This window comes from Moraxella cuniculi DSM 21768, from assembly GCF_900156515.1.
Lineage (GTDB): Bacteria > Pseudomonadota > Gammaproteobacteria > Pseudomonadales > Moraxellaceae > Moraxella > Moraxella cuniculi.
Genome location: NZ_FTNU01000009.1, coordinates 31,341 through 56,502, shown reverse-complemented (window position 1 = coordinate 56,502; position 25,162 = coordinate 31,341). Strand labels below are relative to the sequence as shown.

Sequence of the window (25,162 nt, the reverse complement as noted above, 5' to 3'; positions counted from 1 at the left end):
CAAAACGAGTAAGACTGTTTGTTTTTGGTTAATAAGGCTGCCCGCTTCTGTTGCTTGGCAGCTGGTTGATGGTATGGTAGAATTGGTGATTGATAATTGGCAATAGGAAATGACAAATGAGTGATAAAAAAGCAATTGACAAAATCAATATCGGACACGCAAAACCAAGCGGCAAGCCAAAAAAAGCTCTGATTTGGATTGATCTTGAGATGACAGGGCTTGACACCCAGCATGATGAAATCATCGAAATTGCCACCATCGTAACCGATGATGAGTTAAATATCTTGGCAGAAGGTCCAGTGCTTGCCATCAAGGTAAGCGATGTTGTATTAAATGGCATGGACGATTGGTGCAAAAATCAGCACAGACAATCAGGCTTGACCGATAGAGTTCGCCGCAGCAATATCACACTGGCTGATGCCGAGTCGCAGACGATTGAATTTTTGTCAAAATGGGTGGATGCAGGCATTTCACCAATGTGTGGCAATTCAATTTGTCAAGATCGGCGTTTTTTGGCACGCCAAATGCCTAAGCTGGAACGCTATTTTCATTACCGCAATCTTGATGTTTCAAGCATCAAAGAGCTGTGCTATCGCTGGCGACCTGATGTGGCAGCAACTTACCAAAAAGGCGGCGCGCATCTGGCTTTGGACGATATTCGCGATTCGATTCGTGAGCTGCGTCATTACCGTGATCATTTTTTTAAATTGCTGGAAAATTAATCAGTTCATCAAAGGGGATAAAAACCCCTTTATTTTGTCTGGTTTTGGCAAATTCTTTGGTCTTGTATTTTAAATGCTCAACAAGATGTTAAGAGCATGGTTATTTGCCTGATTTTTATGCAAGAAATGCCATCAGCTTGATTTTGCTTGCGATGGGCATTTTGATAAATTGATGATTACTTGAATGGGTGGTTAAATGATAGCGAATAGTTGGTAGTTGATTTCATTTAAGAAAAGCTAAAATTGCCATCGGTATAGAAAGTTTGATAAAAAAGCACCCAAAAAATTGAGTGCTTTTATGCTTATGGTGATCAGAATTTGCTTTGTAAGCCAACAAAACCGCCAACATCAGTATCACCATCTTGTCGTATGGCATTGGCACCAATGCTCAGATTGGTTGCTGCACCAAGTCTGAATTTGGCACCAGCATGGGCGATGGTGGCGGAAGTTTTGTCATTTTGTACAGGCAGAGCAAATCCTCTTCTATAATCAGCAATGGAGCTTACGGTGGTGGTAATCGTGCGTAAGTCATCGTTGAACTCTCGCTGATAGCCAACACCGCCAAACAGCTCGGTTTTGTCATTGATGGCGGCGGTTAGGTTTAGACCAATCTCGCCTTGCAGGGATTTTTGTTTTTGTGTATCAAAGCTAAGAGCGGTTGATAGCTTGGGCTGATTTTCGGTCAGTGCATTGACTTTTAGGGTTTGTGCCAGTACGCCAATATAAGGTCGGTAGGTGATTTTGCCTGTGTTGATACCATAGCCGCCTTGCACACTGGCATAGCTGCGACTGCCTGTCGTTTCGGCTTGATGGCTGCGTGCTGCACCGTCCCATGCGATTTTGCGGTCAGTTTGTAGGCTTAGACGGTCAATGCCGGCTGCAGCGGTTAGGCGAGCATTACCAAAATCACGGCGGTGATAGACACCTGCCCCTGTTTGGCGGCTGTCAGCAGTGGTGGTTTTGCCAAGCGTATAGTCCTGTCTTTGGTGTTGAATATAGGCACCTGTGTGTTGATTGTCGCCAGCAACATCAAGACCGATGATGGCGTTTGGCTTGTTATCGCCACTGGCAGTAACATCTGCCCAGACAGAATGCCTTGGGTTGTCAAGGTTGGATAAGCGGCGATTCAGCTGAGCATTTGCTGATTTGCCATCTTTAATCAGAGCGGTTGGCAGCTGGGCAATTTGAGCTGGGCTGTCAATGATGGAGGCAAAATACTGTGCCAAAATCCGATGTGTACGCCCTGCAGGGTGAATATCATCAGCAAACATATAAGTATCATTGGCATCGGCTGCAACTGCCTGCCAGTCGCTTGCTGTACAGGTGAGTGAGGATAATGCACCATCACAGGCAATGTTGGTGGTATTTTTAAAGCCAAAGGCTTCTTTATCACGAACCGCTTCTTGTAGCAGAGCAAAGGTATTGGCGGCAATGACATTGGCAGTGCCTTGATTTAGATTGCTATACAGAGTTTTATTGTATAAATTTGCAGCGGTGGTCGCAGTGGCAGCTTGGCGAGCGTCGCCGACATTGCGTGGCGTTAGACCAACATCAGGAAGGTTTGGCACCAAAATATAGTTCGCTCCTGCCTGCTGTAGGCGAACAACTTGTGCCGCTTGGTTTTGTGCAGCTTGACTGATGGTAGCGGCAGCGGCGGCAATATCTGGAGTTGTGCTGGCTGCAAGCAAGTCATTGGCACCGACCCAGATGGTGTATAGAGCATTTGGGTTGGTGGTGTTGTTCGTGTTATTTAGATAATCGCTGATTTGTCTATTGACCGATGGGATACGCACCAGTCCACCAAATTGCTCAGCAGTTTCGCTGACTTTGGCACCACCGACAGCATAGTTTGTGCCTTGTGTGTCGCTTGAGGTGTAAGGGTTTGCTGCTGTGCCATAATGCTCGGCAAAAACACGCGTCCATGCTGGATCGGGGTTGGTGGTAAATGACGGTTGCATGGCATTGGCAAAACTGCCAATAAAAAAGTTGCCACTGACAATATCTTTGATGCGTCCTGTATCTGACAGGCTGTCGCCAAAAAATACCGTTTGGTCAAATTGCGGGGTGCTTGCAGCAGCAGGATTGATCAGGGCGATTGCCAATGCCAATGGGCTAAATTTCAGTAATTTATTACCGATACTGTCAGTCATACGACCTCCTTGTGAGTGGATTATTATAAAACTGTCTTGATTGTAACAAAACATAATACAGTTTACAACTGTTTTTATTCGCTCGTTATTCGCTTTATTTTGATATTTTTATAAAGATTAATTAAAAATTATCACAAGCCTTGCTGATTGCGTTTAGCTTGGGCAGGATTTTGCTTGCTGATTTTGTTTGAGGTGGCTAAATTTAGCACAAATACTGCTGTCTTTTTCACGGGTTGTTTGTCGATTATAAATCGCAAGTGATGGATTTTGCTATTAAAAATCACAAAAAGACAGCGGCAAGGGTGATAATCATAGCAAGAAAAGCAGCAGCAAAGCACGCCATCAAAATCAAAAGGTCAATAAACCCCAAGGGTTTTAGCGGCGGCATGGTATTGCGTGCCTGACGCTCGGCGAGACTTTGGCGAAGTTTGGTAAGCCTGTCCAAGTTTTCTCTTAATTCATCTAGGTCTGATGAAGGGTTTGGTTTTTTATTTGTCATACTTTCTTTGTCAATTTATCATCGCATTTGGGCGTAAATGCATTTAAAATCAACCATCAATCGCACAATGATTATACTGGGCAAAACAAACCAGCAAAGTTGATTTGCGTATTTTAACCATCAAAATATCACAGTCGGACTGATAAAGCCAGCCAAATATTGATAATGGTTAAAGCTATATTTTGCTTAATTAATCAAGCAGATATAACGCAAGTGCTAGGGCGTTATTTAGACTATGTAAAGCCATCGCAGCGATTGTCGATTTGGTACGCAGACGCACATAGCACAGTGCCAGCGAGATACCAAAAGTCGTCAGCAAATCGGCACCACTGTAGCCAAAATGCAGCAGGCTAAAAATCGCACTAATGAGTATGCTATTTGCCAGATGAACGACTGCCATCTGCCGAAAAAACGCCACAAAAATATCTTGACCCAATCGCCAAAACAAACCACGACAAATCCATTCTTCATAAATTGGTGCAACAATCAGCACCAGTATGATAAACAGGGGCAAGGGCGTGCTACCCAACAAATTGCCAACACCTGCTGATGCCGAAGGTGTGGCAAACCATTCATCAAGCATGACGCTTGCCAGTGTTGATAACAAAATAGCAGCTGCCAATACGGTCAAAGCAGGCAGCATGGTGTTTTTTGCTGGTGGCACCAAGCCAAAATATCGCCGCCATAGCTGATATGAGTTGATTGTGCTACCATCATACAGGCGAACATATTGCCAAATCGCAGTTAGGCTTAATAAAAATACTGCCGAAATCATCAGAATAATAACACGGACAGCGGCAGCATTGGGAAGGCTGGCAAAATCCTCCATCGATAAATCTGCCATCAGGGCAAACAAGAATGATACTGCATTTGGCAAAAATACGATGCTGCTTGCGGCTGCTACCATCAGTCCAGCTGCCAACAAGGGGTGATAGCGTGGCAACGGCTGAAGTTTGTCAGTCATGTGTCAAATCTAGCTGATGAATAATCATGGATAAAATCTTTGTCGCCACAGCTTGGGGCTGCTCTAGAACAAACATATGCGAGCCTGTTGTGTATTGTACAGGCAGGGCGAATTTTTCTTGTGCGGCACGATATGAGCCAATGCGAGTAAAATAACTGTCTTTGCCAGCCAGTATGCCAACAGGGCAGGGTAATTGTGGCTTTTTTCGCCAATACCAAGATGGCATGGTGCGAAAAATCGCCACTTCTGCCATCTTGGGTATGGCAAGCGTTACGGCACCATTGCCATCGGCAACAAATCCATGCCGAATATAATGCTCAAAGCAAGACTCATCAAAATCCCTAAACAAAGCCTTGTGGCGTAGTGCCAAATAGGCAGCCTGATGTGATGGGAAGGTGTCTTTGCGATGTTTGGATTTGCCCGCAGGGGAGAATTTGTCGCCAAAATAATGTTCGGTTTTGGTGAAATATTTGCTGCAATTATCCAGTAGTTTGGCGATATCAAACAACAAAGCACGGTGCGTCATTAATAACGCAGGGTCAAGCAAGATGGCTTGGCTGATACGCTTAGATTGTAGTGGCAATGCTTGCAAGGTTGTCATGGCACCGAGCGAATGACCGATGGCGATAAGTTTGGAGACACCATGCGTCTGGCAGCTTGCCTGAATGCTATCGGCAACTTGCCGTGTTAGTGATTGCCAATGGTTGTCAATGGCGTATTCGTCATGCGTGCCGAGCTTATCAAGATGGCTGATGCTAAAAAAATCAGCAAGACAATCCAGCAGTGGTTGATAACTGCCAACAGGTATGCCATTGGCGTGTACAAAGTGCAGCACAGGCTTGCCTGTCAGTTGTGATTTTGGCAGGGTGGATAATGCGGCAGTATCAAGGCAATTGCTGGGGTGAAAATTTGTCATCTCATAAGATTGATTTGTTCGGTTGAAGTTATCATAGCGAATTTTTGTTTATTTTGCCAGATGATTTCTTGTGATAAGCTTAATAATGGTGCAAGGCAGATGCCTGTTAAATTTCTTTCATCGTTGATTTTTTGTTTATTTGGCAATTGTGCTATAATTGGTAAAAATTTGTCTAAACACAATCTATTTTAAGATAAATGCAATAAGGATACACTATGGGATATTTTGGCACTGATGGTATTCGTGGGCAATTTGGTGAATTTCCGATTACGCCTGATTTTTTGTTGCGGTTGGGCTTTGGTGCAGGTAAGGTATTGGCAGCGAAATTCCCAAACAAACGCCCAAGCGTGCTGATTGGTAAAGATACGCGACTGTCAGGCTATGTCATTGAGGCGGCGTTGCAAGCAGGGTTTAATGCTGCTGGCGTTGATGTGTATATGCTTGGGCCTTTGCCAACCCCAGCGATTGCCCATTTGGTAACAAGTTTTCATGCAGACATGGGCGTGGTGATTTCGGCATCGCACAACCCTTATCAGGACAACGGCGTGAAGTTTTTTTCGCACGAAGGCAAAAAAATCTCCGATGAATTCCAAGATGCGATTAATGCCGAGCTTGATGTACTAATTGGTGATAACCAGCAGGGCTTGAAGCGTTTGGTGGGGATTCAGGCAGATGCCATTGGCAAAAATCATCGTGTTGATGATGCCAAAGGGCGTTATATTGAGTATTGCAAGGGTAGTTTTCCTTATCATTTTAATTTATCTCATCTAAAAATTGTCATTGATTGTGCCAATGGGGCAGGTTATAGTGTTGCACCAAGTGTCTTGCAAGAATTGGGTGCAAAAGTCATCGCCATTAACGATTCGCCAGACGGCATTAATATTAATAGCAACTGCGGCTCCACCCATCCACAAACGCTGCAACAAGCCGTGCGTGAGCAAGCTGCCGATGTCGGACTTGCCCTAGATGGTGATGGCGATCGCATTATTATGGTTGATGAAACTGGCAACATTGTTGATGGCGATGGTATTTTGTACATTTTGGCAAATCACCTAAAACCTGTCGGTGTGGTGGGTACTTTGATGAGCAATGTCGCACTGCAATTGGCACTGGCAGAGCGAGGTGTGGAATTTCATCGTGCCAAAGTCGGCGATCGCTATGTCATGCAAGATTTGCAAGAGCGAGGTTGGACGATTGGCGGCGAGCCATCTGGGCATATTTTGTGTCTGGATAAGAGCCGCACAGGCGATGCGATTGTTGCAGGACTACAGGTGCTAAGCTGCATGGTAGAAACTGGCAAAAAATTAAGCGAGCTTGTTGCTGGATACACGCCATTTCCACAGACGCTGATTAATGTGCGTGTCAGCAAAATCAGCGACCCTTATGCCAATACGCAACTGGCAAATATCTTTGCCGATGCCGAGCAACAATTGCAGGGCAAGGGTCGGTTGTTGGTGCGTAAATCAGGCACAGAGCCTGTGATTCGTGTTATGGTTGAGCATCAAGACGCTACTACCTGCCAGCAGATGGCAAATCAGCTTGCCGAAGCGGTGCAACGCATTTTGTCATCATAATTTTGTATACTGCAACAAAATAGCAACCGCTTATTTGGCGGTGGCAGGCTGTGCATGATAACGGTTGATACACTGCCAGCAAATCGTGTTATAATAAATACACAAAAATTTTGTGGACTTTTCTTGGGGGCGTTATGGACTTAAGCGATCACAGACAATCATATCAACAAGGCTCATTGGCGGATTTGGGCTTGCCTGATACGCCATTTCATTTGTTCCAAGCTTGGTTCGATGAAGCGGTGGCAGCAAATCTGCCCGAGCCGTATGCGATGAGCTTGGCAACCTGCGGTGCGGACAATCGCCCAAGCGTGCGGATTGTGCTGATGCGTGAACTGACCGAGCAAGGCGTGGTTTTTTATACCAATTATGGCAGTGCCAAGGGGCAGGATATTGACAGTAACCCTTATGCAGAAGTGTTGTTTTTTTGGCAGGCACAGGAGCGTCAGGTGCGTCTGGCTGGCAAAATAACCAAGGTTGATGTGGCAAAATCAGCAGCTTATTTTGCCAAGCGTCCGCGTGAGAGCCAGCTGGGTGCATGGGTAAGCCAACCACAAAGTGGCGTGGTCGAAAATCGTGCATATATGGAGCAAAAATTTGCCGAACTTGACAAACAATACGCCGATAATGTGCCTTATCCAGAGTTTTGGGGTGGTTATGAATTGGTGGTTGATACTGCCGAATTTTGGCAAGGGCGAGCAGGGCGTATGCATGATCGTATGCGATACCAAAAGCATGGCGACACATGGCAAGTTGAGCGATTGCTGCCTTAATATCACAAGATTTGTTTGATTTGTCTGCCTGTTAATTGTCATTTTTTGTTACAATTATCTTGGTATGCTGATGATTTTGTCAGTTTGTTTACTTAAATTTGCAAGACGCCGTCAAGCGTAACATTTAAGTGCTGCTGGTTGCAATTTTTATGTAGATTGCAATATATATTTTTGGCAAAATATGCCCAAAAGTTGATACAGCTTTGGTTTGGTGTGGATTTGACAAAATATCACAATGCCAATGCGGTATCAAAACCAATAAGAATTTTAACCATGTGGAGTGTACAATGACGAATTTTGCCCCTTTAAAAGCGATGAGCTTGAAGGCAATGCTGGCGATTGCAAGTCTAAGCATGGCAGCTGTGCCGATGGCATTGCCGATAAATGCACAGGCAGCGGCGGCAAGTGAGCAGACAGCAACAAAAAATCTCAATCAGCTGCTGATTGGCATTAAGTCAATGACCGCCAATTTTAGCCAAACCACGCAAGCTGGCAATAAAAAAAGCCAATTTACAGGCGTGATGTCGGCACAGCGTCAAAATCAATTCCGCTGGCAAATCAAATCACCTGCCGAGCAATTGATTGTTGCCAATGGCAATACGCTGTGGGTGTATGATAAAGATTTGCAACAAGCGACTCGCCAAGCGGTTGGTAATCAAGTTGGCGAAACGCCAGCCTTGCTATTGTCTGGCGACCCAGCACAAATTGGACGCAATTTTAGCGTAAGTCAGCCAAATACCGCCAGAAATTATTTTGTATTGACACCCAAATCCAGCAATGCCAGCTTTAAGAGTTTATCGCTTAGCTTTAATGGCGGTCGCCCTGTGATGATGGTGCTGCATGATAATATTGGGCAAATTACCAGCATTCGCTTTAGTAATATTTCGCTCAACAAAAAAATCCCTGCAACAGAGTTTAATTTCACGCCGCCTAGTGGCACAGATGTCATCAGTCAATAACAGCGGCTAAATAAAATCCACATGGGAAGCACCTATGTGGATTTTTTTGTGATAATGTGATAAGTGTCGCTGGCGGCTGGCCGCTTTATTGCCTTAATTGGGGCAAATTGTGATTTTGTTGCCGAAAAATACGCACGGTTGTAATGCTTTTTTGTAAATTGTGTTATAATATCGCTATTTTATTAAAGAACAGACAATCACATAGAGGTGATTATGTTAGCCAATTGGTCAGCGATTGCATTTTTGCTAGCCGCCGCAGGGCTGGTTGTTTTTATGTTGGTGGTGCCACGCTTATTGGGTGGGCGTTCGTCAGGATCTCAAAAGCAAGAGACCTTTGAGGCGGGGGTGGTGTCGGCAGGATCGGCACGCATTCGTCTATCTGCCAAATTCTACTTGGTGGCGATTTTTTTTGTGATTTTTGATTTGGAGGCGTTATTTTTGTACGCCTATGCAGTCAGTGTGCGAGAGGTCAGCTGGTATGGCTTTGTCGCTGCTGGCATTTTTATTGCCATTTTGTTCGTTGGTCTGCTGTATGAGATGAAACTTGGAGCGATGAACTGGGCACCTGCTGACAAGCGAGGGCGTAAGCCACGCATTTTAAGCCGTCCTGCCGATTTTGATTTGGCGAGTATCACTGCCTTTACAACGATTGATGATTTGCACACTGACCCTACAGGCAAAGTGCCTGCACAGTCATCTGGCAAGATTTTTGCAGGGCGTAAGGATTTGCAGGCAGTGCTTGAAAAAGACAAAACCGACATGGCAAACATTGACCACATTAATCAAACGGGGCGAGTTACCACGCAGAAGTTTGATTAAGGAAGTGACAAATGAAATTTGGCAATTATCGAATTGATGCCATGTTGATATTCGCTGTTGTTTTTTGTGGCAATAAAGCTCAAAATCCTGCCTTGATGAACAAAGTCAAAGATATGCCAAGCGATAAATAGCAAAACTTTTTTTAATATTAACAAATACTTATTTATAAAATCCGCTATGAAATACACCTTAACTCGCCCAAATGAAAATGGCAACCAGTATCCACACAATTCTCGCCAAGTGGTTGATGATATCACGCAGGCAGAAGTTGAAAAAAATGTATTCTTGGCAAAACTTGAAGATTTAACACACGCCGCTGCCAACTGGGGACGCAAAAATTCTCTTTGGCCGTTTAACTTTGGTACAAGCTGCTGCTATGTGGAATATGCCACAACCTTGACAGGCGTGCATGATTTATCAAGATTTGGGGCGGAGGTTATTCGTGCATCACCCCGCCAAGCCGATGTGATGATTGTGGCAGGCACCTGTTTTGTTAAGATGGCACCTGTGATTTTGCGGTTGTATGAGCAGATGCTTGAACCAAAATGGGTTATTTCCATGGGAGCGTGTGCCAACTCGGGCGGTATGTATGATATTTATTCGGTGGTGCAGGGCGTGGATAAGATTATCCCTGTCGATGTCTATATTCCAGGCTGTCCGCCTCGCCCCGAGGCTTTGATTCAGGCGTTGATGTTGTTACAAGAATCCATCACGCACGAACGCCGACCGCTAGGCATTCATCTTGACAATCAAGGCATCATTCAGCCTTTGATGACACCAGAGCGAGATCGTAAAAATGCCGAACGCATTGCCGTGAAAAACCTAAGAAGCCAAGATGATGCGTTTTGATAAATAAAATAGGCGAATGATATGAGTGATGATTGCTTGATAGAAATAGAATGTGAAGAACCGCATTATATTACTTGTGTATGCTGTCAAGAAAATATCACTCGTCTTACTCGGTTTGTTTACCATAATAATGATGCGTTTGCTTATTATTATGCTGAAATCCAGCCAAATTCACATGGTCAAAATATTAAATGTTTGATAGTAATGTGTGAATTTGATGAAAATAATGAAATGATTAACAGAGTTGGTTTTCCATTGATGTTATGGGATAATCAAGACCATATTGCAACCACATTATTAAATGCTGATAAAGTTTCTTGGAAGAATATTAAAGATGTAGAAATTCTTAATAGAGAAAACTCGTTAAATCATCATTACAAAGCTGATGTTTTTAGAATTGCTGATGAAATTTTAGAGCAGGATAAAGAAATTATGGATTTCTTCGCCAATAAATAATTTCTTATTTTCTAAAATTTGTCATATCAGTCAATAAAAGGTGAAATTTATGAAAGGTCAATGTTTATGTAAAGCCGTTACCATTGAAACAGCGGATAATCAAGAATTGCACGCTTGCCATTGCAATAATTGCCGTACTTGGGGCGGTTCAGCAGGGTTTACAACGATGGTGCAAGGCATAAAAACCGACAATGCCGACAATATCGCCAGTTTTCAATTAGTAGAATGGGGAACTCGCAATTTTTGTAAAACGTGTGGCACGCATTTGTATTTTCATCAATTAGGCACGGACAATTATTATTTGTCCGCAGGATTATTTGATGATGTAGTTGGAACAAGCAGCAAAAGGGTGGGCGATGAAAACGCATCAGTATACAGTTAGTATTACTTGGCAGGGTAATCTTGGCGTAGGTACTAAAGATTATACCAGTTATGAACGCAATTTTGTCATTTCAGCAGATGATAAGGTGGATATTTTGGCATCATCAGACCCAGCATTTCGCGGTGATAAGCACAAGTGGAATCCAGAAGAGCTGTTGCTTGCCAGCATTTCATCTTGCCACAAACTTTGGTATTTGCATTTATGTGCGATTAATCAAATTGTGGTACAAACATACCAAGATAATGCCACAGCAATAATGAATGAAGGTGATGATAAAAATGCAGGGCAGTTTGTCTGTGCGACATTAAATCCTGTGGTAAAAATTAGCCAGGGCGACCAAAAGTTGGCATTGGCTTTGCATGAACAGGCACATAAATTATGCTTTATTGCTAACTCTATTAAATTTCCTGTGCAGTGTCAAGCAACGGTACTAAAAGCTCCCTAGGTTTATTATTGATTGTTTACAATTATTTTATTGGCGGATTTGGTTTCTATTTTGTGCTAAAACAGCTAATAATTTATTTTTTGGTATAGAATAAATTTTTAAATATTTTAGCTGTTGTAAGACTGTAGAGATTTAAAGTAAGTTGGATATTATGAGCATTAACCACATTCACGATTTTGAAATCTTAACTAAACTTAGTGCAAAGTTTGATAATTTAACCGTCCAAGAGACGCAAGACGGCATTCCGACCGTTTGGGTGGGTAAGCATCAAGTGCTTGAGGTGCTGTTGTATTTACGCACCTTGCCCAAGCCATTTGTTATGCTTGTGGATCTTTCTGCCATTGATGAGCGATTACGCCAGCATAGATATGGCTTGCCGACAAGTGATTTTACTGTATTTTATCACTTGATGAGCCTTGAGCGAAATAGTGATATTCGCATAAAAGTCGCACTGGCAGAGGGCGAGCATATCCCCAGTGCTACCAAGATTTATCCCAATGCCAACTGGTATGAGCGTGAGGTGTGGGATATGTTTGGCGTGGTGTTTGACGACCACCCGCACCTGACACGGATTTTGTTGCCAAAATATTGGGAAGGACATCCGCTTCGCAAGGAATATCACGCTCGTGCGACCGAATTTACGCCGTATTTTTTGAACACTGCCAAGCAGCAGTTTGAGCAAGAAAATTTACGCTTCGTGCCAGAAGAATGGGGTATGAAACGCTCTGGGCGTGATGAGGATTTTATGTTTTTGAACATTGGTCCAAACCACCCATCGGCACACGGGGCGTTTCGTTTGGTGCTGCAATTAGATGGTGAGGAGATTGTTGATTGCATTCCTGATATTGGCTATCATCATCGCGGTGCTGAAAAAATGGCAGAACGCCAAACTTGGCACTCTTTTATCCCTTATACCGACCGCATTGACTATCTGGGTGGGGTGATGAATGAGCTGCCCTATATCATGGCGGTGGAAAAGTTAGCTGGCATTACTGTGCCTGATCGTGCCAATACCATTCGCATTATGATGAGTGAATTGTTTAGAATTACTAATAATTTACTCTACTGGGGGACATTTATCCAAGACGCTGGTGGCATGACCCCTGTGTTTTATATGTTTGCCGATCGCCAAAAGGCATACGATGTCATTGAAGCGGTAACAGGCTATCGTATGCACCCTGCGTGGTTTAGAATTGGTGGCACGGCTCATGATTTGCCAAATGGCTGGCAGCGTCTGGTGCGAGAATTTTTGGACTGGATGCCAAAACGCATTGATGAATATTATAAAGCCACCATGACCAACAGCGTGCTAAAAGGACGCACACAGGCAGTGGCTCAATATGATGCCAAGCACGCCCTGGCTTGGGGGGTAACAGGGGCGGGGCTTCGTGCCACAGGTATTGATTTTGATTTGCGTAAAGCTCGCCCATATCTGGGTTATGAGAATTTTGAGTTTGAAGTTCCTGTGTTTTATAACGGCGATGCTTATGATAGATGCCTTGTCAAAATTGAAGAGATACGCCAGTCACTACGCATCATTGAGCAGTGCTTAAACAATATGCCATCAGGGGCGTATAAAGCCGAACACCCACTTGCCGTGCCACCACCAAAAGACCGCACGCTACAAGACATTGAGACTCTGATTAACCACTTTGTCTCTGTGTCATGGGGGCCTGTGATGCCAGCAGGTGAGTCTGCGTGCATGGTGGAGGGTGTTAAAGGGCTTAATAGCTACTATGTAACCTCGGATAATTCAACAATGAGCTATCGCACTCGTATTCGCACGCCGACCTTTGCTCATCTACAGCAAATGCCTAGCGTGATTAACGGCTCGCTGGTGTCTGATGCGATTATTTATTTGGCAAGTATTGATATTGTGATGGCGGATTGTGATAGGTAAATCATAATCAATGATTCTTAAGAAAGTTTGTCAAGGGGAATGTCAATGTTTGATTTTTTCAAAAAAAAATCTGTTTGTGCTGATATGGAGCTTTATCAAAAAATACAAACCGATGGATTGGAATATACTGCTGCCAAACTTGCATTTTCACTAATACAAAAAGACTTAAGGGATTATGAAATGGCATATCTTTTTGTCTTGCAAGAGTTGGACGGTGCCAGCTATGGAGATGAGAAATCAAGAGATTTTGTAAAGAATAGCGGTATTGATTATTCCGAGTATGGTGGTGCGATGATTAATGATATGCCAGACGAGGTAGAGCGAGCATCTCTATTTTTGATTAAGCTATCTATGGGTCTACAGCCTTTGCAGGATTTAATTGCAAACTTGCGACTTCTTATTCTAAATGAAATAATGATTTTTTATAAAATTGGAAAATACAAATCACGCACCTTGGATAAAGACGGTTTGTTGGATAATATAGAGCCTCTTTCTATCCTAAATATTGTAGAGATTGTTCAACCTTGGAGTTTTAGTTCCATATTTGACAATTTAAATAAGATAACTGAAAAATTACCAAAGAATTATAATGCGTTAATGCCAATATTGTATGCGACAAGATTTACTTATGCTGGTTTATATAATCAAGGTAGGATTGGTTGGGATTTATACAATTCTGTTTATAAAGATCATTTTATGCCAGTTATGATAAACATTGGAAATAGGATAAGTAGAACTGAGCAGGTGTATTTTCAAGAAAAATCAAATGATTTAGCACTGGAGTTTTTAAAAGAATGCGATCCACTAATCAATAAATCGGTTGTAACAGCCATGGTTCTATCGGCAAAGAATAAGTTTTCTTTACAAGAGGCAATAGGTGAGGATTTAATTGTAACATCATACCTATCCGTTTGTTATTATGCAAGATTTGGCTATAGCGGTACAGAAAATACATCCAGTGTTCGTGATAACTTTATAAAAATGTTAAAAGTGATATAATTGGGATTTTCAAATTAAAATGTGCTGATGAAAGCTCGGGATAATCAAATCTGCAGCTAAAACTATCAAGAATTACAGGCTGTATCTTGATAGAGCTTTCAAAAGGTATTGACAAGCAAGTGCATATGTATATCAACCCTAGAGAAGTGTTTGATTTGGTTGCACCAATAGATAGACAAAAAGGCTTGAATATTAGAAGGATAATCAGAAACAGAATATGTGTTTTTAATAAATCTCAAAAGTACCCAAGCGAGTTAGGTTTTTTTGGAGATATTAACAATCTAGAGTGGCGACAGTATCAACTGTATGAAGAGGGTGGTTTGGTTATAGATACATGCCCAATAAAAATGCCCAAGGAGCGTATCGATGTTTGATTATCAACTTTGGTTTGGGTTTGCGCTGTCGGTTGTGGTATTTTTATCCACCCCTGGTCCTGTTACGGTGATGGTTGCTAACCATGGTGCCAGTGATGGTTTGATGGCGAGTTTATGCACCGTTATCGGCACAAATTTGGCTTCATTGGTATTAATCGGCGTATCCTTATTGGTGCTGTTTGGTGTGGTTGGTATTGATGAGCGGTGGCTAAGTGCCTTAACGCTGGTCGGCTCTTTGTACATTATCTATTTTGCTTTTTCAATCCTAACTGAGTTAAAACAGGTCAGTCAGCTTAGCCTGTATAAGCACCAAGCGGACAGACAAGGTCTGATTACACATATCAAACAAGGGTTTTTGGTGGGTATTGCCAACCCAAAAGATGTGTTGTTTTTTATTGGATTTTTTCCGTTGTTTTTTGGCGTTGCTGAGTCCAAAGCTGTCGCTGCCACGGCACTTACCATCACTTGGGTGGTGCTAGACTATGCCATTTTGTTGGTTTATGCTTATTTATTTAGCAAAATTTGCAAGCCAAAATTTATCAAGCTCACCATGCTTATCTCGGCGTTGTTATTACTGGGGTTGGGTGCGGTCGGTGTGATAAAAAGTGTCATGGATTTTTGGTAGGGTAGCCAGTCTTAAAGATGCGTTTTTGTGGCATTTTCCACTGGTTTGGTATCGGCGAGGATTAACCTTGTCATGACGATATAGCTTTATCATGGATAATATCAGACTGTGCGACTTTGTCATTAAAAGTGCGATATTTGCTCAGGATAAAAGTTTGGCTTTATTGCATGAATGTTATCAGGCGTTATTTTGCCGTGCATTGCACTGTTTGGAGTTGAAAAACAGCAAGCATCAAAGATATGGACAGTAAAGGAGGTATTATGCACATTCCCATCAATCCCAAAATGTTTTATTATGGCTTTCCTGTCGTGCTATTAACCAGCGTGGATAATCAGGGCAAAACCAACATCAGTCCGATTTCGTCAAGCTGGTGCTTGGGCGATAATGTCGTCATCGGTTTGGGTGTGCAGGGCAAAGCGTATCAAAATATCCAGCATTGCCCAGAGGTTGTGCTAAATATCGCAAGCGAAAATCTGTGGCAAAATGTTGAGAAAATCGCTCCGTTTACGGGCAATATGCAAGCGGTCAATGAGCAATACCAGTTCTGTGATGATAAATTTGCACTTGCTGGCTTGACTGCCGAGCCGTCTTTCAAGGTGAAACCACAAAAAATCACCGAATGCCCGTTGCAGGCAGAAGCTGGGGTTGTCAATATCATCAACCGAGATGGTTATGCCATCGTTGAGCTAAAAATCTTGCAGGTTCATGCCGCAGAAGGGTTGGTTTTTGATAAAGATAAGATTGACCCAACGCTCTGGCAGCCGCTGATTTATAATTTTCGGCATTATCAAGGGCTTGGCGAGATGCTGGGTAAAAATTTCCGTGCAGAAAAATAAACCGTGATGGCGTGCTTGTTATGATGATATTATCAAATCATTGACACTAAGCAGTCCAAGCAATAACCATCTGTAGGGCAAATGTAATTTGTCAAAACCAACGACTAAGATAAATTACTCACCAGCAATAAACCACCCAGTCCCGCCAAGAGTACGCCAATGATGCGGTTGATGATGACTTGGTGTGCCAGCATTTTCTGTCGCAAATGAGACTGTGAAAACAGCAACGCCACAATCGCAAACCACACAAAATGAGCCAAAGACATAAACGCCCCATAGCCCAAAAGCACGCCCAAAGAGGTGTCAGGTCTCACAATTTGGGTATAGGTGCTAATCACAAATAGCGTGGTTTTGGGGTTTAACGCGTTGGTGAATAGTCCGTATTTTAGGGCTTGGGTGGGTGAGATGGGCAAACTGTCGCCATTTTGGGAAACGGGTTTTTGCACAAAAGTTTGGTAGCCGATGTATATCAGATATGCCGCCCCAATGTATTTTATGATGTCCAAAAAATTCGGCATGAATTTCATCACCGCCCCCACAAACAACAGCGTATAAGCCACATGGATCAGCACGCCCAACGCAATGCCTGTAGCGGTCAAAATTCCCACGCCACGCCCATACAGATAGCTGTTTTTTGTGGTGATGGCAAAATCTGCACCGGGGCTAATCACCGCCAAAATAGTAACCAAGGCAACGGCAAAAAATTCATTCATTGGGTAGTCCTTTTAAAACCAAATATCTGATTTGTCATGGCTAAATATGCCACAAAACGAAGCACGGCTTTAAATTGGCAGTGGTGCGTTTGTGGCTGTTTGCCTTGGCGGCGTGAAAAATTAATAAGACAGGCTTAAGATTATTTTAAAATCTATCAAAGTCAATTCACGGTAATTTATAATATTATTGTCAATGTCAATGCCAATGTCAATGTCAATGTCAATTAAATTGTATTTTTTTTTGTTAATTTTTAAATATAAAACAAAAAATAATTAAATATTTTATAATTAATATCATCAGCCTACAGATATTTTGCCAATTCGTAACAATCGGCAAAATTTGAACAGCTGGTTGATTTTGATAAGTCTAGAAATTTATCATCAAGCCAAATTTGCCTTGTTGATTTTGTATTTTATAACAAAATAAACCGCCAAAATCATCACAAAAATCCCCACCAGCACAGCAAAACCCAAGCGGTCGGTCAAATAGGTGATGAGTGGAAATAACAAAAGCAGTACAAGGCGACTGGCAAAAAATCCCAAAGCGTCCAGCACCGAGCGATGAGCATCAGGTATGATGTCGTGAAATGTTGCTGAGGCTTCAATCATCAAAACCTTAATGGCAAAAAACATCAGCGACAAAGACAGCAAAATGCCGACAGTGGCATACCATGACTTTGTGGCAAAAGAAACACTCATCGCCATAAGTAGCAGGGCGATGGTTAATAAGGCGACAATGGCAATCTTTTTGTGCATGGCGGAGAGCTTGTCATTATCAACAAAGCTGCTTGAGAGAATTTGGGCAATGCTTAGCACCGAAAAGAACAAACCATAAACCCAACCAAACGTGCTGGGATTGACAATATCCACAAGTGGTTGCCACAGCTGAACCAATATCTGAAAATACACCAAAAGAATGCTTATCACCACCAAGGCATAGGCAATCTGTGGCTTGTGCTTGAGAATGTCTGTGAGCTGTTTTGCGTGCCGAGCGACCATCAGCAGTTTGTTGTCTTGGTGATTGGTGGTGCTGGTGGCTTGCGGCGTTTGTTGATCGCTTGGCATGTGTAGCCATGCACCTGCTGCGATGATAAGCAGTAACACACCTGCGATATACCAAATGGCACTGGTCTGCGGACTGATAAACGCGGCTCCAACAAAGGCACAGATTGCCATGCCCAGACTGTTATATTTGTTATCATACGCCAGCAAGGTCTTGGTGCTAAGCTCTGGTGCGGTTTTATTTTTTATGTCAATTAAATAAGAAATATAAGCACCATTAAATAATGACAATGAGACGGCGTTGAATGCTTCGGCAAGATAAAATTGCCACAAACTGCTTGCGGCAGCAGTCATCAAAAGCCAAGCTGCACCAAACACAATGCCCAAAATAGTGGATAATTTGCGACTGTAGCGGTCGGTCAAATAAGAAAGTGGCAAATCCAAAAACATCATCAGGGCAAACTGAAACGACTTAAGCAGTCCCAAGTCGGCAAGCGATACCCCGCGGCTTAATAAATACAAAACCGAAACGCCGCCAATCAACATACGAAAACTGCCAAAAGCAACGCCATAAAATACAATGCTCTTTAGGGCGGTGGGCAGCTTTTTGCGGTAAGCTTGCGGGGTGGTTAGCATGAATATTCCTTGTCTTACTAGATGATTTTGTTGTCATAACAGTATCTGTGATTGGTTTTTTTTGTCAAGTATTTTGTGGTTGCAAAGCAGTGTTTGGCAAAAGATTGGATAAAATTAAGTACAATGATAATGATTTTGACTGGTGAGTGCAAAGATAAATATAACTGCTTGTTGATTTAATTGCTCAATTGTTGATTGCTGTATAGAGTTTCGTAAAATTTTGGAGTATAATAGACAAATTTTAGTATCAGTTGCCATCTGATCTTAAAATGCCAAAGGATAAAATCAGCCAGCCTGCCAGCTAGCTTTCACATACATGGTATTTTCTATGAAAATAGTAACCGATAAAACCCCCAAAGTGGATATCCACCAAATCCTAACGCCTGATGAGATTCAGGGCATTATTGAACATATCCATCATTATCCACAACCAAGAGCCGCTGTGCTTGATGCCCTAAAACTTGTCCAAAAACGAAACGGTTGGGTTGATGATGCCCAAGTCGCCGCCATCGCCAATATGCTGTCCATTGCTGTCAGTGATGTTGAGGGTGTGGCGACTTTTTTTAATCGCATTTATCGCCAGCCTGTGGGTCGTCATGTGATTTTGGTTTGTGATTCGATTGCTTGTTATTTGACAGGATATGAGGCATTGGCAGAGGCATTTCGCCGCAATCTTGGCATTGAATTTGGGCAGACGACAGCAGACGGTAGGTTTACCCTGTTGCCGATTTGTTGTCTGGGCAACTGCGACAAAGGGGCAAGTGTGCTGATTGATGAGGATACTTATGGCCCTGTCCTGCCCGAGGAAGTGGCGATGTTATTGGAGCAATATCTATGAGTGAAGCGACTTTTTGCAAACCGACAGTTACTGCCCAAATTGACGCACGCAAATTGGGCAAAGCACCCAGTCAGCTCAACCGTCAGCGGATTCCTATCTACGGCGTGGGCTTGGCGGAAGGCGAGGCACCAACCAGTCTTTCTCACCCATTGACTTGGCGATTATACCATCATGATGCCGTGTTAAAACTTGCTGATTATTTGGCACTAAAAGGCTTCGAGGGTCTAAAAATCGCCCTTAGCAAAAGCCCAAAAGAAGTCGGCGAGATGATAAAAACTGCCAATGTGCGTGGGCGTGGCGGGGCTGGATTTAATGCAGGGCTAAAATGGACATTTATGACCCCGCCTGATGGTGGCGTGCGTTATTTGATTTGTAATGCTGACGAAATGGAGCCCGGTACATTTAAAGACCGTCTGCTGATGGAGCGACTGCCATTTCAGCTGATTGAGGGTATGCTTATCACTGCTTATGCAATCGGTGCAAGCATTGGCTATATTTTTATCCGTGGCGAATATATCATCGCTGCCGAGCGATTGCAGGCAGCCATTGATGAATGTTTGGCAAATGCACTGCTTGGTGAGAATATCCTAGGCACAGAATTTGGCTTTAAGCTGCATGTACATACTGGTGCAGGGCGTTATATTTGTGGCGAAGAGACAGCACTCATCAACTGTCTGGAGGGTCGCCGTGCCAATCCACGCACCAAGCCACCATTTCCCCAAGTTGCAGGTGCATGGGGCAGACCAACAGTGGTCAATAATGTAGAAACGCTTAATAATATGTCAGCCATTTTATTAAATGGTGTGCAATGGTATCTGGATTTGCCCAAAGCTAAGGGCAAATCAGAAACACCTGGTACCAAAATCATGGGCTGCTCTGGTCGTGTTAAAGATGCAGGGCTGTGGGAGTTGCCCTTTGGTTACACTGCTCGTGAGATTATTGAGCTTGCTGGCGGTATGCAAGATGGTCTGAAACTAAAGGCATGGTTGCCGGGTGGTGCTTCTACTGATTTTTTGACCGCAAGCGATGAGCATTTGGATCTGGTGATGGACTTTGATCCCATCATGAAAGCAGGCTCACGGCTTGGCACTTGTTTGATGATGGTGGTGGACGAAACCCAAGATATGGTTAGCCTATCAAAAAACCTGCAGCAGTTTTTTCAGCGAGAGTCTTGTGGCTGGTGTACGCCATGCCGTGATGGATTGCCATGGGGTGTGAAGATTTTGGACGCAATTGACAACGGTCAGGGCGAGTCGGCAGATATTGACAAGCTCTCTGAGCTGACGCGTGATTTGTGGATTGGCAAGACTTTTTGTGCCCATGCCCCCGGTGCGATGGAGCCGTTGATGAGTGCCTTGAAGTATTTTCGCCATGAATTTGAGCAAAAAATTCAGCCAGTGTCAGAAGATAAGCACGAACAAGGAGGGCTGTGATGGCAGTCATTCATATTGATGGAAAAACGGTAGAGGTGGACGGCAGCGATAATCTACTGGCTGCCTGCCTGTCTTTGGGCATTGATGTGCCATATTTTTGTTATCACCCAGCCTTGGGCTCGGTTGGCTCGTGTCGCCAATGTGCCGTCAAGCAGTATAATAATGAAGAAGATTATCAGGCAGGGCGTGGGCGTTTGGTGATGAGCTGCATGGTTGCTCCAACCAATGATATGTACATCTCGGTCAATGATGAGGAAGCAAAAAACTTCCGCAAGCATATCGTTGAATACCTGATGACCAACCACCCGCACGATTGCCCAACTTGTGAAGAAGGCGGTCATTGCCACCTGCAAGACATGACTTATATGAGTGGGCATCGCCAACGCCGTTATCGCTTCACCAAACGCACGCATCATAATCAGGATTTGGGTTCATTTATCAATCACGAAATGAACCGTTGCATTGCCTGTTATCGCTGTGTGCGTTTTTATAAAGACTATGCAGGCGGCAAGGATTTTGGTGTCTATGCCTCAAACAACCGTGTGTATTTTGGTCGTGAGACAGATGGTCAGTTTGAAAGCGAATTTAGCGGCAACTTGACCGAAGTCTGTCCAACAGGCGTATTTACTGACAAAACACATTCTGATCGTTATAACCGCAAGTGGGATATGCAGTATGCACCCAGCGTTTGTCATGGCTGCTCAACGGGTTGTAGTATTTCTGCTGGTGAGCGTTATGGCGAGTTGCGGCGTATTGAAAACCGCTACAATCCAGATGTCAATGGCTATTTTTTGTGCGATCGTGGTCGCTTTGGTTATGGTTATGTCAATCGTGCCGATCGTCCAACCAGCCCTTATCAAAACACACCAACAGGCAAAATACAGCTGGATGCCGAAGCGGCTTTGGATAAGGTAATCGCTCTGCTTCGCGGCAAAAAACTCATCGGTATTGGCAGTGATATGGCAAGCCTTGAGAGTAATTTTGCCCTAAAAAAACTGGTGGGAGCAGCCAACTACAGCACAGGCTGGAGCATGGCGGTACAAACTTTGGTGGATAAATCGGTTGAGATTTTGCGTAATCACAGTGTGTACAACCCTTCTGTGGCACAGATTGAGCAGGCGGATGCAGTTTTTATCTTGGGTGAGGACATTACCCAGACAGCAGCACGCGTGGCACTGTCGGTACGCCAAGCTGCCAAAAATAAAGCACGGCAAATGGCAACGGCATTACGCACAGACCATTGGCTTGCCGAACCTGTGCAGCGAATCGGTCAGGGGGATTTTAGCCCAATCTATGTGGTCGATGTGGTTGATACCAAACTTGATGACATTGCCAAAACTTCTGTCGTGGCAAGCATTGAGGACATTGCTCGCTTTGGCTATTTGGTGGCTGAGGTGATTGATTGTTTTGATGTGCATTTGGACAATCTTGTTAAGCCTAACCTTGATGCCGATGAGCAAATGCTAACTTTGGCATATCAAATCGCTGTTGATTTGGTTTCGGCAAATCAGCCACTGGTTATTTCAGGGACTTCGCTTGGCTCACAAGCAGTGATTGAGGCGGCAGCGTGCATTGCACAAAGTTTGAGCAAAAAACGCCAAGCCATCAAAGCGACAAACGAGGCGGAGATTGCCCACTATCAAGCTGAACAAAATACCGATGTGTCAGCCGATTTGCCAAGCCATGATCCGCAGCTGATTGCCAAGCCTGAGCATCCCCAAACTGACACCCAAAAGACAGATCAGGCAAAAATTGTGCGTCCAGAGCCCAAGCCGCTTGATACGCATTTTGCACCGATTGCAGCGATATATCTTGCACTGCCAGCGGCAAACAGTGCTGGCATCAGTCTGCTTGGTGGGCGAGCAATTGAAGAGGTGCTGGCACAGGAGTATGAGGCGGTGATTGTGCTTGAAAATGACCTAAGTCAGCTTGGCACGGTAAATGCACTTGCCCAAATAGCAAACAAAACCCTGATTGTTCTGGATCATCAGCATTATCCTTGGCACAATCAAGCCGATGTGGTGCTATCGGCGGCAAGTTTTGCCGAAGCTGATGGCACGCTGGTGTCAAGCGAAGGGCGAGCACAGCGGTTTTTTCAGGCTTATGATAAAAAATACTATGAGCCAAATAGCAACATTAAAGACAGTTGGCGGTGGCTGTATGCCTTATCGCATGAGCTAAATCAAACAGCTCTGGCTGCCCATTTGGACGAAGTGATTGATGATATTGCCGAGCAAGTGCATGGCTTGGCAGCAATCAAGGACGCTGCCCCAACTGCCGATTATCGCATTCGCGGTCTAAAAATCGCTCGTGAGCCACGCCGTTACTCGGGTCGCACTGCCATACGAGCGACCTTATCGGTGCATGAACCGATGCAGCCTAAGGATCTGGATACGGCATTGACCTTCTCAATGGAAGGTTATGTTGGCGATAAAACCAGTGCTGCCAGCATTCCTTTTGCATGGGCGGCAGGGTGGAACTCACCGCAAGCATGGAACAAATACCAAAGCAAAATCGGCGGCAGGCTAAAAGGCGGCGATATTGGTGTGCGTTTATTTGATTATTTACCAAAACTTGAACACTGCTATGCCAGCCAGCGTCAGGAAATCAGTGATCCTGCCAATACCAGCGTATTTCATGGTGTGGTACGCTTATTCCCTGTGCATCAGTTATTTGCCTCAAGCCCCTTGGCATCTCGAAGCCCTGTCGTTGCTGAGCAAATCCAAGCAATCGGTTGGTATATGAACGAAAATGATGCCAATCTCTGGCAGGTAAGGGCAGGCGATTTATTGGCGATAGACTCATTGTATGGTGAAATCGTCCTGCCTGTGGTGATTGTGGAATATGTGCCAGATGGCTGCGTGGGCTATGCTGCAGGACAAGTGCCATTATCGCCCAAGCTATTAACCAGCATCAGGCGTGCCGATTCGGTGGCGAGTGTGTTTGAGCCAAGCCATGTCCAAAGCCTAAAAAACTTACCAAGACAGCATCGTAGTCAGTTATTTCTGGCAAGTGCGGTGCAGCCAGTATCGCCACAGACAGGCACTACAATTAGGGAGAATGCATAATGTCGGTTCGTGTCATTCCACAGATGCCATCGGTGCTGAACAATGCTTTAAGTTTTGATGCGTGGTCGATATTATTTTTGGTGGCTCAGGCATTGATGATTTTTTTGGGCTTGGTGATCGTTGCTGCACTGATGATTGTCTATGAGCGGCGTATGTTGGCACTGTGGCAAGATCGTTACGGCCCAAACCGTGTCGGCTGGCAGGGCAGTTTGCAGTTAGTTGCAGATATGCTAAAGATTTTCTTTAAAGAAGACTGGACACCAAATTTTGCCGACAAAAAAATATTCACTCTGGCACCTGCCATTGCAATGTTTACCGCATTGGCAAGTTTTGCCATCATTCCGCTGTCGCCAACTTTGGGGGCTGCTGACTGGAATATTGGTCTGTTGTTTTTCTTTGCGATGGCAGGCCTTGCAGTGTATGCGGTAATGTTCGGTGGCTGGGCATCTGCCAACAAATTCTCACTGCTTGGCGGCTTGCGTTCATCAGCCCAAACCATCAGTTATGAGGTGTTTTTGGGATTGTCGCTTATGGGCGTGGTGGCACAGGCGGGTTCATTTAATATCCGTGATATTGTCGAGGCTCAAAGCACGATTTGGAATGTGATTCCGCAGTTTTTTGGCTTTTTGACCTTTGTGGTGGCAGGGGTTGCGGTAACGCATAGGCATCCTTTTGACCAGCCAGAGGCTGAGCAGGAGCTGGCAGAGGGCTATCATGTTGAGTATTCTGGCATGAAATTCGGTATGTTTTTCATTGGCGAATATGTCAATGTGGTGCTGATTTCGGCATTGATGACTTGCTTGTTTTTTGGTGGTTGGCTGGCACCGTTTAATCTTGATATTCCCTTTATTCCGCCTATTTTTTGGTTCATGATAAAAACCTTGTTTTTTATGACAATGTTTGTACTGGCTCGTGGTTCATTGATGCGACCCAGATATGATCAGGTGATGAATTTTGGCTGGAAAATTTGCCTGCCAGTAACTTTGGTTAATTTATTGGCAACCGCCTTTGTAATTTTGGCGTGGGGGGCAAAATGATAGCCCAAAAAATCATACCAAATACTCATCTGCAACACACTTTTAAAAATCCTATTTCGTTTGTGTTTGTGGCATTGAAAGAGAAAGAGCGGAAATTACAACCTGTTATAAAGGCGTTGATTTTACCTGCAATTTTGATTGATATCGTTACTTTGCCCATACAAATTGCTGGTGAGTATTTATAAATCATTCTTAA

At 43.9% G+C, this 25,162-nt stretch carries 25 protein-coding genes; 19 read left to right on the top strand and 6 right to left on the bottom strand.

Features of this window, described 5'->3' with window-relative positions; translation table 11 throughout:
* Positions 1-116 precede the first annotated feature (116 nt).
* Positions 117-722: an oligoribonuclease gene (gene orn, locus BW928_RS06395; protein WP_076555408.1), complete on the top strand. Its 606-nt coding sequence runs from the start codon at positions 117-119 to the stop codon at positions 720-722.
* Positions 723-1,033: 311 nt separating this feature from the next.
* Here orn and BW928_RS06390 read toward each other — a convergent pair whose 3' ends face one another.
* From BW928_RS06390 to BW928_RS06375, 4 genes are all read right to left on the bottom strand, one after another.
* A complete protein-coding gene (locus BW928_RS06390; protein WP_076555407.1) occupies positions 1,034-2,872 on the bottom strand; it encodes an autotransporter domain-containing protein in 1,839 nt (612 codons plus the stop codon).
* Between the two features lie 280 nt (positions 2,873-3,152).
* Positions 3,153-3,371 carry a hypothetical protein gene (locus tag BW928_RS06385; RefSeq protein ID WP_076555406.1) on the bottom strand — a complete coding sequence of 73 codons (219 nt, stop codon included), beginning with the start codon at positions 3,369-3,371 and terminating at the stop codon, positions 3,153-3,155.
* A gap of 190 nt (positions 3,372-3,561) precedes the next feature.
* A complete protein-coding gene (locus tag BW928_RS06380; RefSeq protein WP_076555405.1) occupies positions 3,562-4,335 on the bottom strand; it encodes a CPBP family intramembrane glutamic endopeptidase in 774 nt (257 codons plus the stop codon).
* Complete coding sequence (locus tag BW928_RS06375) at positions 4,328-5,251, bottom strand: alpha/beta fold hydrolase (RefSeq protein WP_076555404.1); 924 nt, start codon at positions 5,249-5,251, stop codon at positions 4,328-4,330. The genes BW928_RS06380 and BW928_RS06375 overlap by 8 nt, the downstream gene beginning before the upstream one ends.
* 215 nt (positions 5,252-5,466) lie before the next feature.
* On the opposite strand from BW928_RS06375, the gene glmM reads away from it, so the two are divergent.
* The 13 genes from glmM to BW928_RS06305 all read left to right on the top strand — a co-directional run bounded on the left by glmM (position 5,467) and on the right by BW928_RS06305 (position 16,239).
* Entirely contained in the window at positions 5,467-6,825 is a 1,359-nt protein-coding gene (gene glmM, locus BW928_RS06370; RefSeq protein ID WP_076555403.1) for a phosphoglucosamine mutase, read from the top strand.
* Positions 6,826-6,959: 134 nt separating this feature from the next.
* The gene (gene pdxH, locus BW928_RS06365; protein ID WP_076555402.1) at positions 6,960-7,595 is read left to right on the top strand and encodes a pyridoxamine 5'-phosphate oxidase; all 636 of its coding nucleotides are present in this window, start codon (positions 6,960-6,962) and stop codon (positions 7,593-7,595) included.
* Between the two features lie 287 nt (positions 7,596-7,882).
* Entirely contained in the window at positions 7,883-8,554 is a 672-nt protein-coding gene (gene lolA, locus BW928_RS06355; protein WP_200800833.1) for an outer membrane lipoprotein periplasmic chaperone LolA, read from the top strand.
* Between the two features lie 210 nt (positions 8,555-8,764).
* The gene (gene ndhC / locus BW928_RS06350; protein WP_375537533.1) at positions 8,765-9,373 is read left to right on the top strand and encodes an NADH-quinone oxidoreductase subunit A; all 609 of its coding nucleotides are present in this window, start codon (positions 8,765-8,767) and stop codon (positions 9,371-9,373) included.
* A gap of 177 nt (positions 9,374-9,550) precedes the next feature.
* Positions 9,551-10,222, top strand: a complete 672-nt coding sequence (locus BW928_RS06345) for an NADH-quinone oxidoreductase subunit B (RefSeq protein WP_076555398.1) — start codon at positions 9,551-9,553, stop codon at positions 10,220-10,222.
* A gap of 21 nt (positions 10,223-10,243) precedes the next feature.
* A complete protein-coding gene (locus BW928_RS06340) occupies positions 10,244-10,678 on the top strand; it encodes a hypothetical protein (RefSeq protein WP_076555397.1) in 435 nt (144 codons plus the stop codon).
* A 49-nt stretch (positions 10,679-10,727) separates the two neighbouring features.
* Positions 10,728-11,060, top strand: coding sequence for a GFA family protein (locus BW928_RS06335; RefSeq protein ID WP_076555396.1), 333 nt, complete (start codon positions 10,728-10,730; stop codon positions 11,058-11,060).
* Positions 11,035-11,505 carry an OsmC family protein gene (locus BW928_RS06330; RefSeq protein ID WP_076555395.1) on the top strand — a complete coding sequence of 157 codons (471 nt, stop codon included), beginning with the start codon at positions 11,035-11,037 and terminating at the stop codon, positions 11,503-11,505. The genes BW928_RS06335 and BW928_RS06330 overlap by 26 nt, the downstream gene beginning before the upstream one ends.
* A 151-nt stretch (positions 11,506-11,656) precedes the next feature.
* Complete coding sequence (nuoC, locus tag BW928_RS06325) at positions 11,657-13,405, top strand: NADH-quinone oxidoreductase subunit C/D (RefSeq protein ID WP_076555394.1); 1,749 nt, start codon at positions 11,657-11,659, stop codon at positions 13,403-13,405.
* A gap of 45 nt (positions 13,406-13,450) precedes the next feature.
* Entirely contained in the window at positions 13,451-14,404 is a 954-nt protein-coding gene (locus BW928_RS06320) for a hypothetical protein (protein ID WP_076555393.1), read from the top strand.
* Between the two features lie 86 nt (positions 14,405-14,490).
* The gene (locus tag BW928_RS06315) at positions 14,491-14,778 is read left to right on the top strand and encodes a YqcI/YcgG family protein (RefSeq protein WP_143821502.1); all 288 of its coding nucleotides are present in this window, start codon (positions 14,491-14,493) and stop codon (positions 14,776-14,778) included.
* Positions 14,771-15,403, top strand: coding sequence for a LysE family translocator (locus BW928_RS06310; protein ID WP_076555391.1), 633 nt, complete (start codon positions 14,771-14,773; stop codon positions 15,401-15,403). Before BW928_RS06315 ends, BW928_RS06310 begins: the two co-directional genes overlap by 8 nt.
* A gap of 260 nt (positions 15,404-15,663) precedes the next feature.
* A complete protein-coding gene (locus BW928_RS06305; protein ID WP_076555390.1) occupies positions 15,664-16,239 on the top strand; it encodes a flavin reductase family protein in 576 nt (191 codons plus the stop codon).
* A 104-nt stretch (positions 16,240-16,343) separates the two neighbouring features.
* Here the strand turns inward: BW928_RS06305 and BW928_RS06300 are convergent, their stop codons facing one another.
* Entirely contained in the window at positions 16,344-16,952 is a 609-nt protein-coding gene (locus tag BW928_RS06300) for a LysE family translocator (protein ID WP_076555389.1), read from the bottom strand.
* A 381-nt stretch (positions 16,953-17,333) separates the two neighbouring features.
* Positions 17,334-18,590, bottom strand: coding sequence for an MFS transporter (locus BW928_RS06295; RefSeq protein ID WP_076555388.1), 1,257 nt, complete (start codon positions 18,588-18,590; stop codon positions 17,334-17,336).
* 328 nt (positions 18,591-18,918) lie between these two features.
* Between BW928_RS06295 and nuoE the strand changes: the two genes are divergently transcribed.
* Genes nuoE through BW928_RS06270 form a run of 5 tightly spaced genes read left to right on the top strand, consistent with a single transcriptional unit; the run spans position 18,919 to position 25,151 of the window.
* Complete coding sequence (nuoE, locus tag BW928_RS06290) at positions 18,919-19,428, top strand: NADH-quinone oxidoreductase subunit NuoE (protein ID WP_076555387.1); 510 nt, start codon at positions 18,919-18,921, stop codon at positions 19,426-19,428.
* Complete coding sequence (locus BW928_RS06285) at positions 19,425-20,861, top strand: complex I 51 kDa subunit family protein (protein WP_076555386.1); 1,437 nt, start codon at positions 19,425-19,427, stop codon at positions 20,859-20,861. Before nuoE ends, BW928_RS06285 begins: the two co-directional genes overlap by 4 nt.
* Positions 20,861-23,929, top strand: coding sequence for an NADH-quinone oxidoreductase subunit NuoG (gene nuoG, locus BW928_RS06280; protein ID WP_076555385.1), 3,069 nt, complete (start codon positions 20,861-20,863; stop codon positions 23,927-23,929). Before BW928_RS06285 ends, nuoG begins: the two co-directional genes overlap by 1 nt.
* Positions 23,929-24,966 (top strand): NADH-quinone oxidoreductase subunit NuoH, encoded by a 1,038-nt coding sequence (gene nuoH / locus BW928_RS06275; protein ID WP_076555384.1) that lies wholly within the window; start codon positions 23,929-23,931, stop codon positions 24,964-24,966. Before nuoG ends, nuoH begins: the two co-directional genes overlap by 1 nt.
* A complete protein-coding gene (locus tag BW928_RS06270) occupies positions 24,963-25,151 on the top strand; it encodes a hypothetical protein (RefSeq protein WP_076555383.1) in 189 nt (62 codons plus the stop codon). The genes nuoH and BW928_RS06270 overlap by 4 nt, the downstream gene beginning before the upstream one ends.
* Positions 25,152-25,162 lie beyond the last annotated feature (11 nt).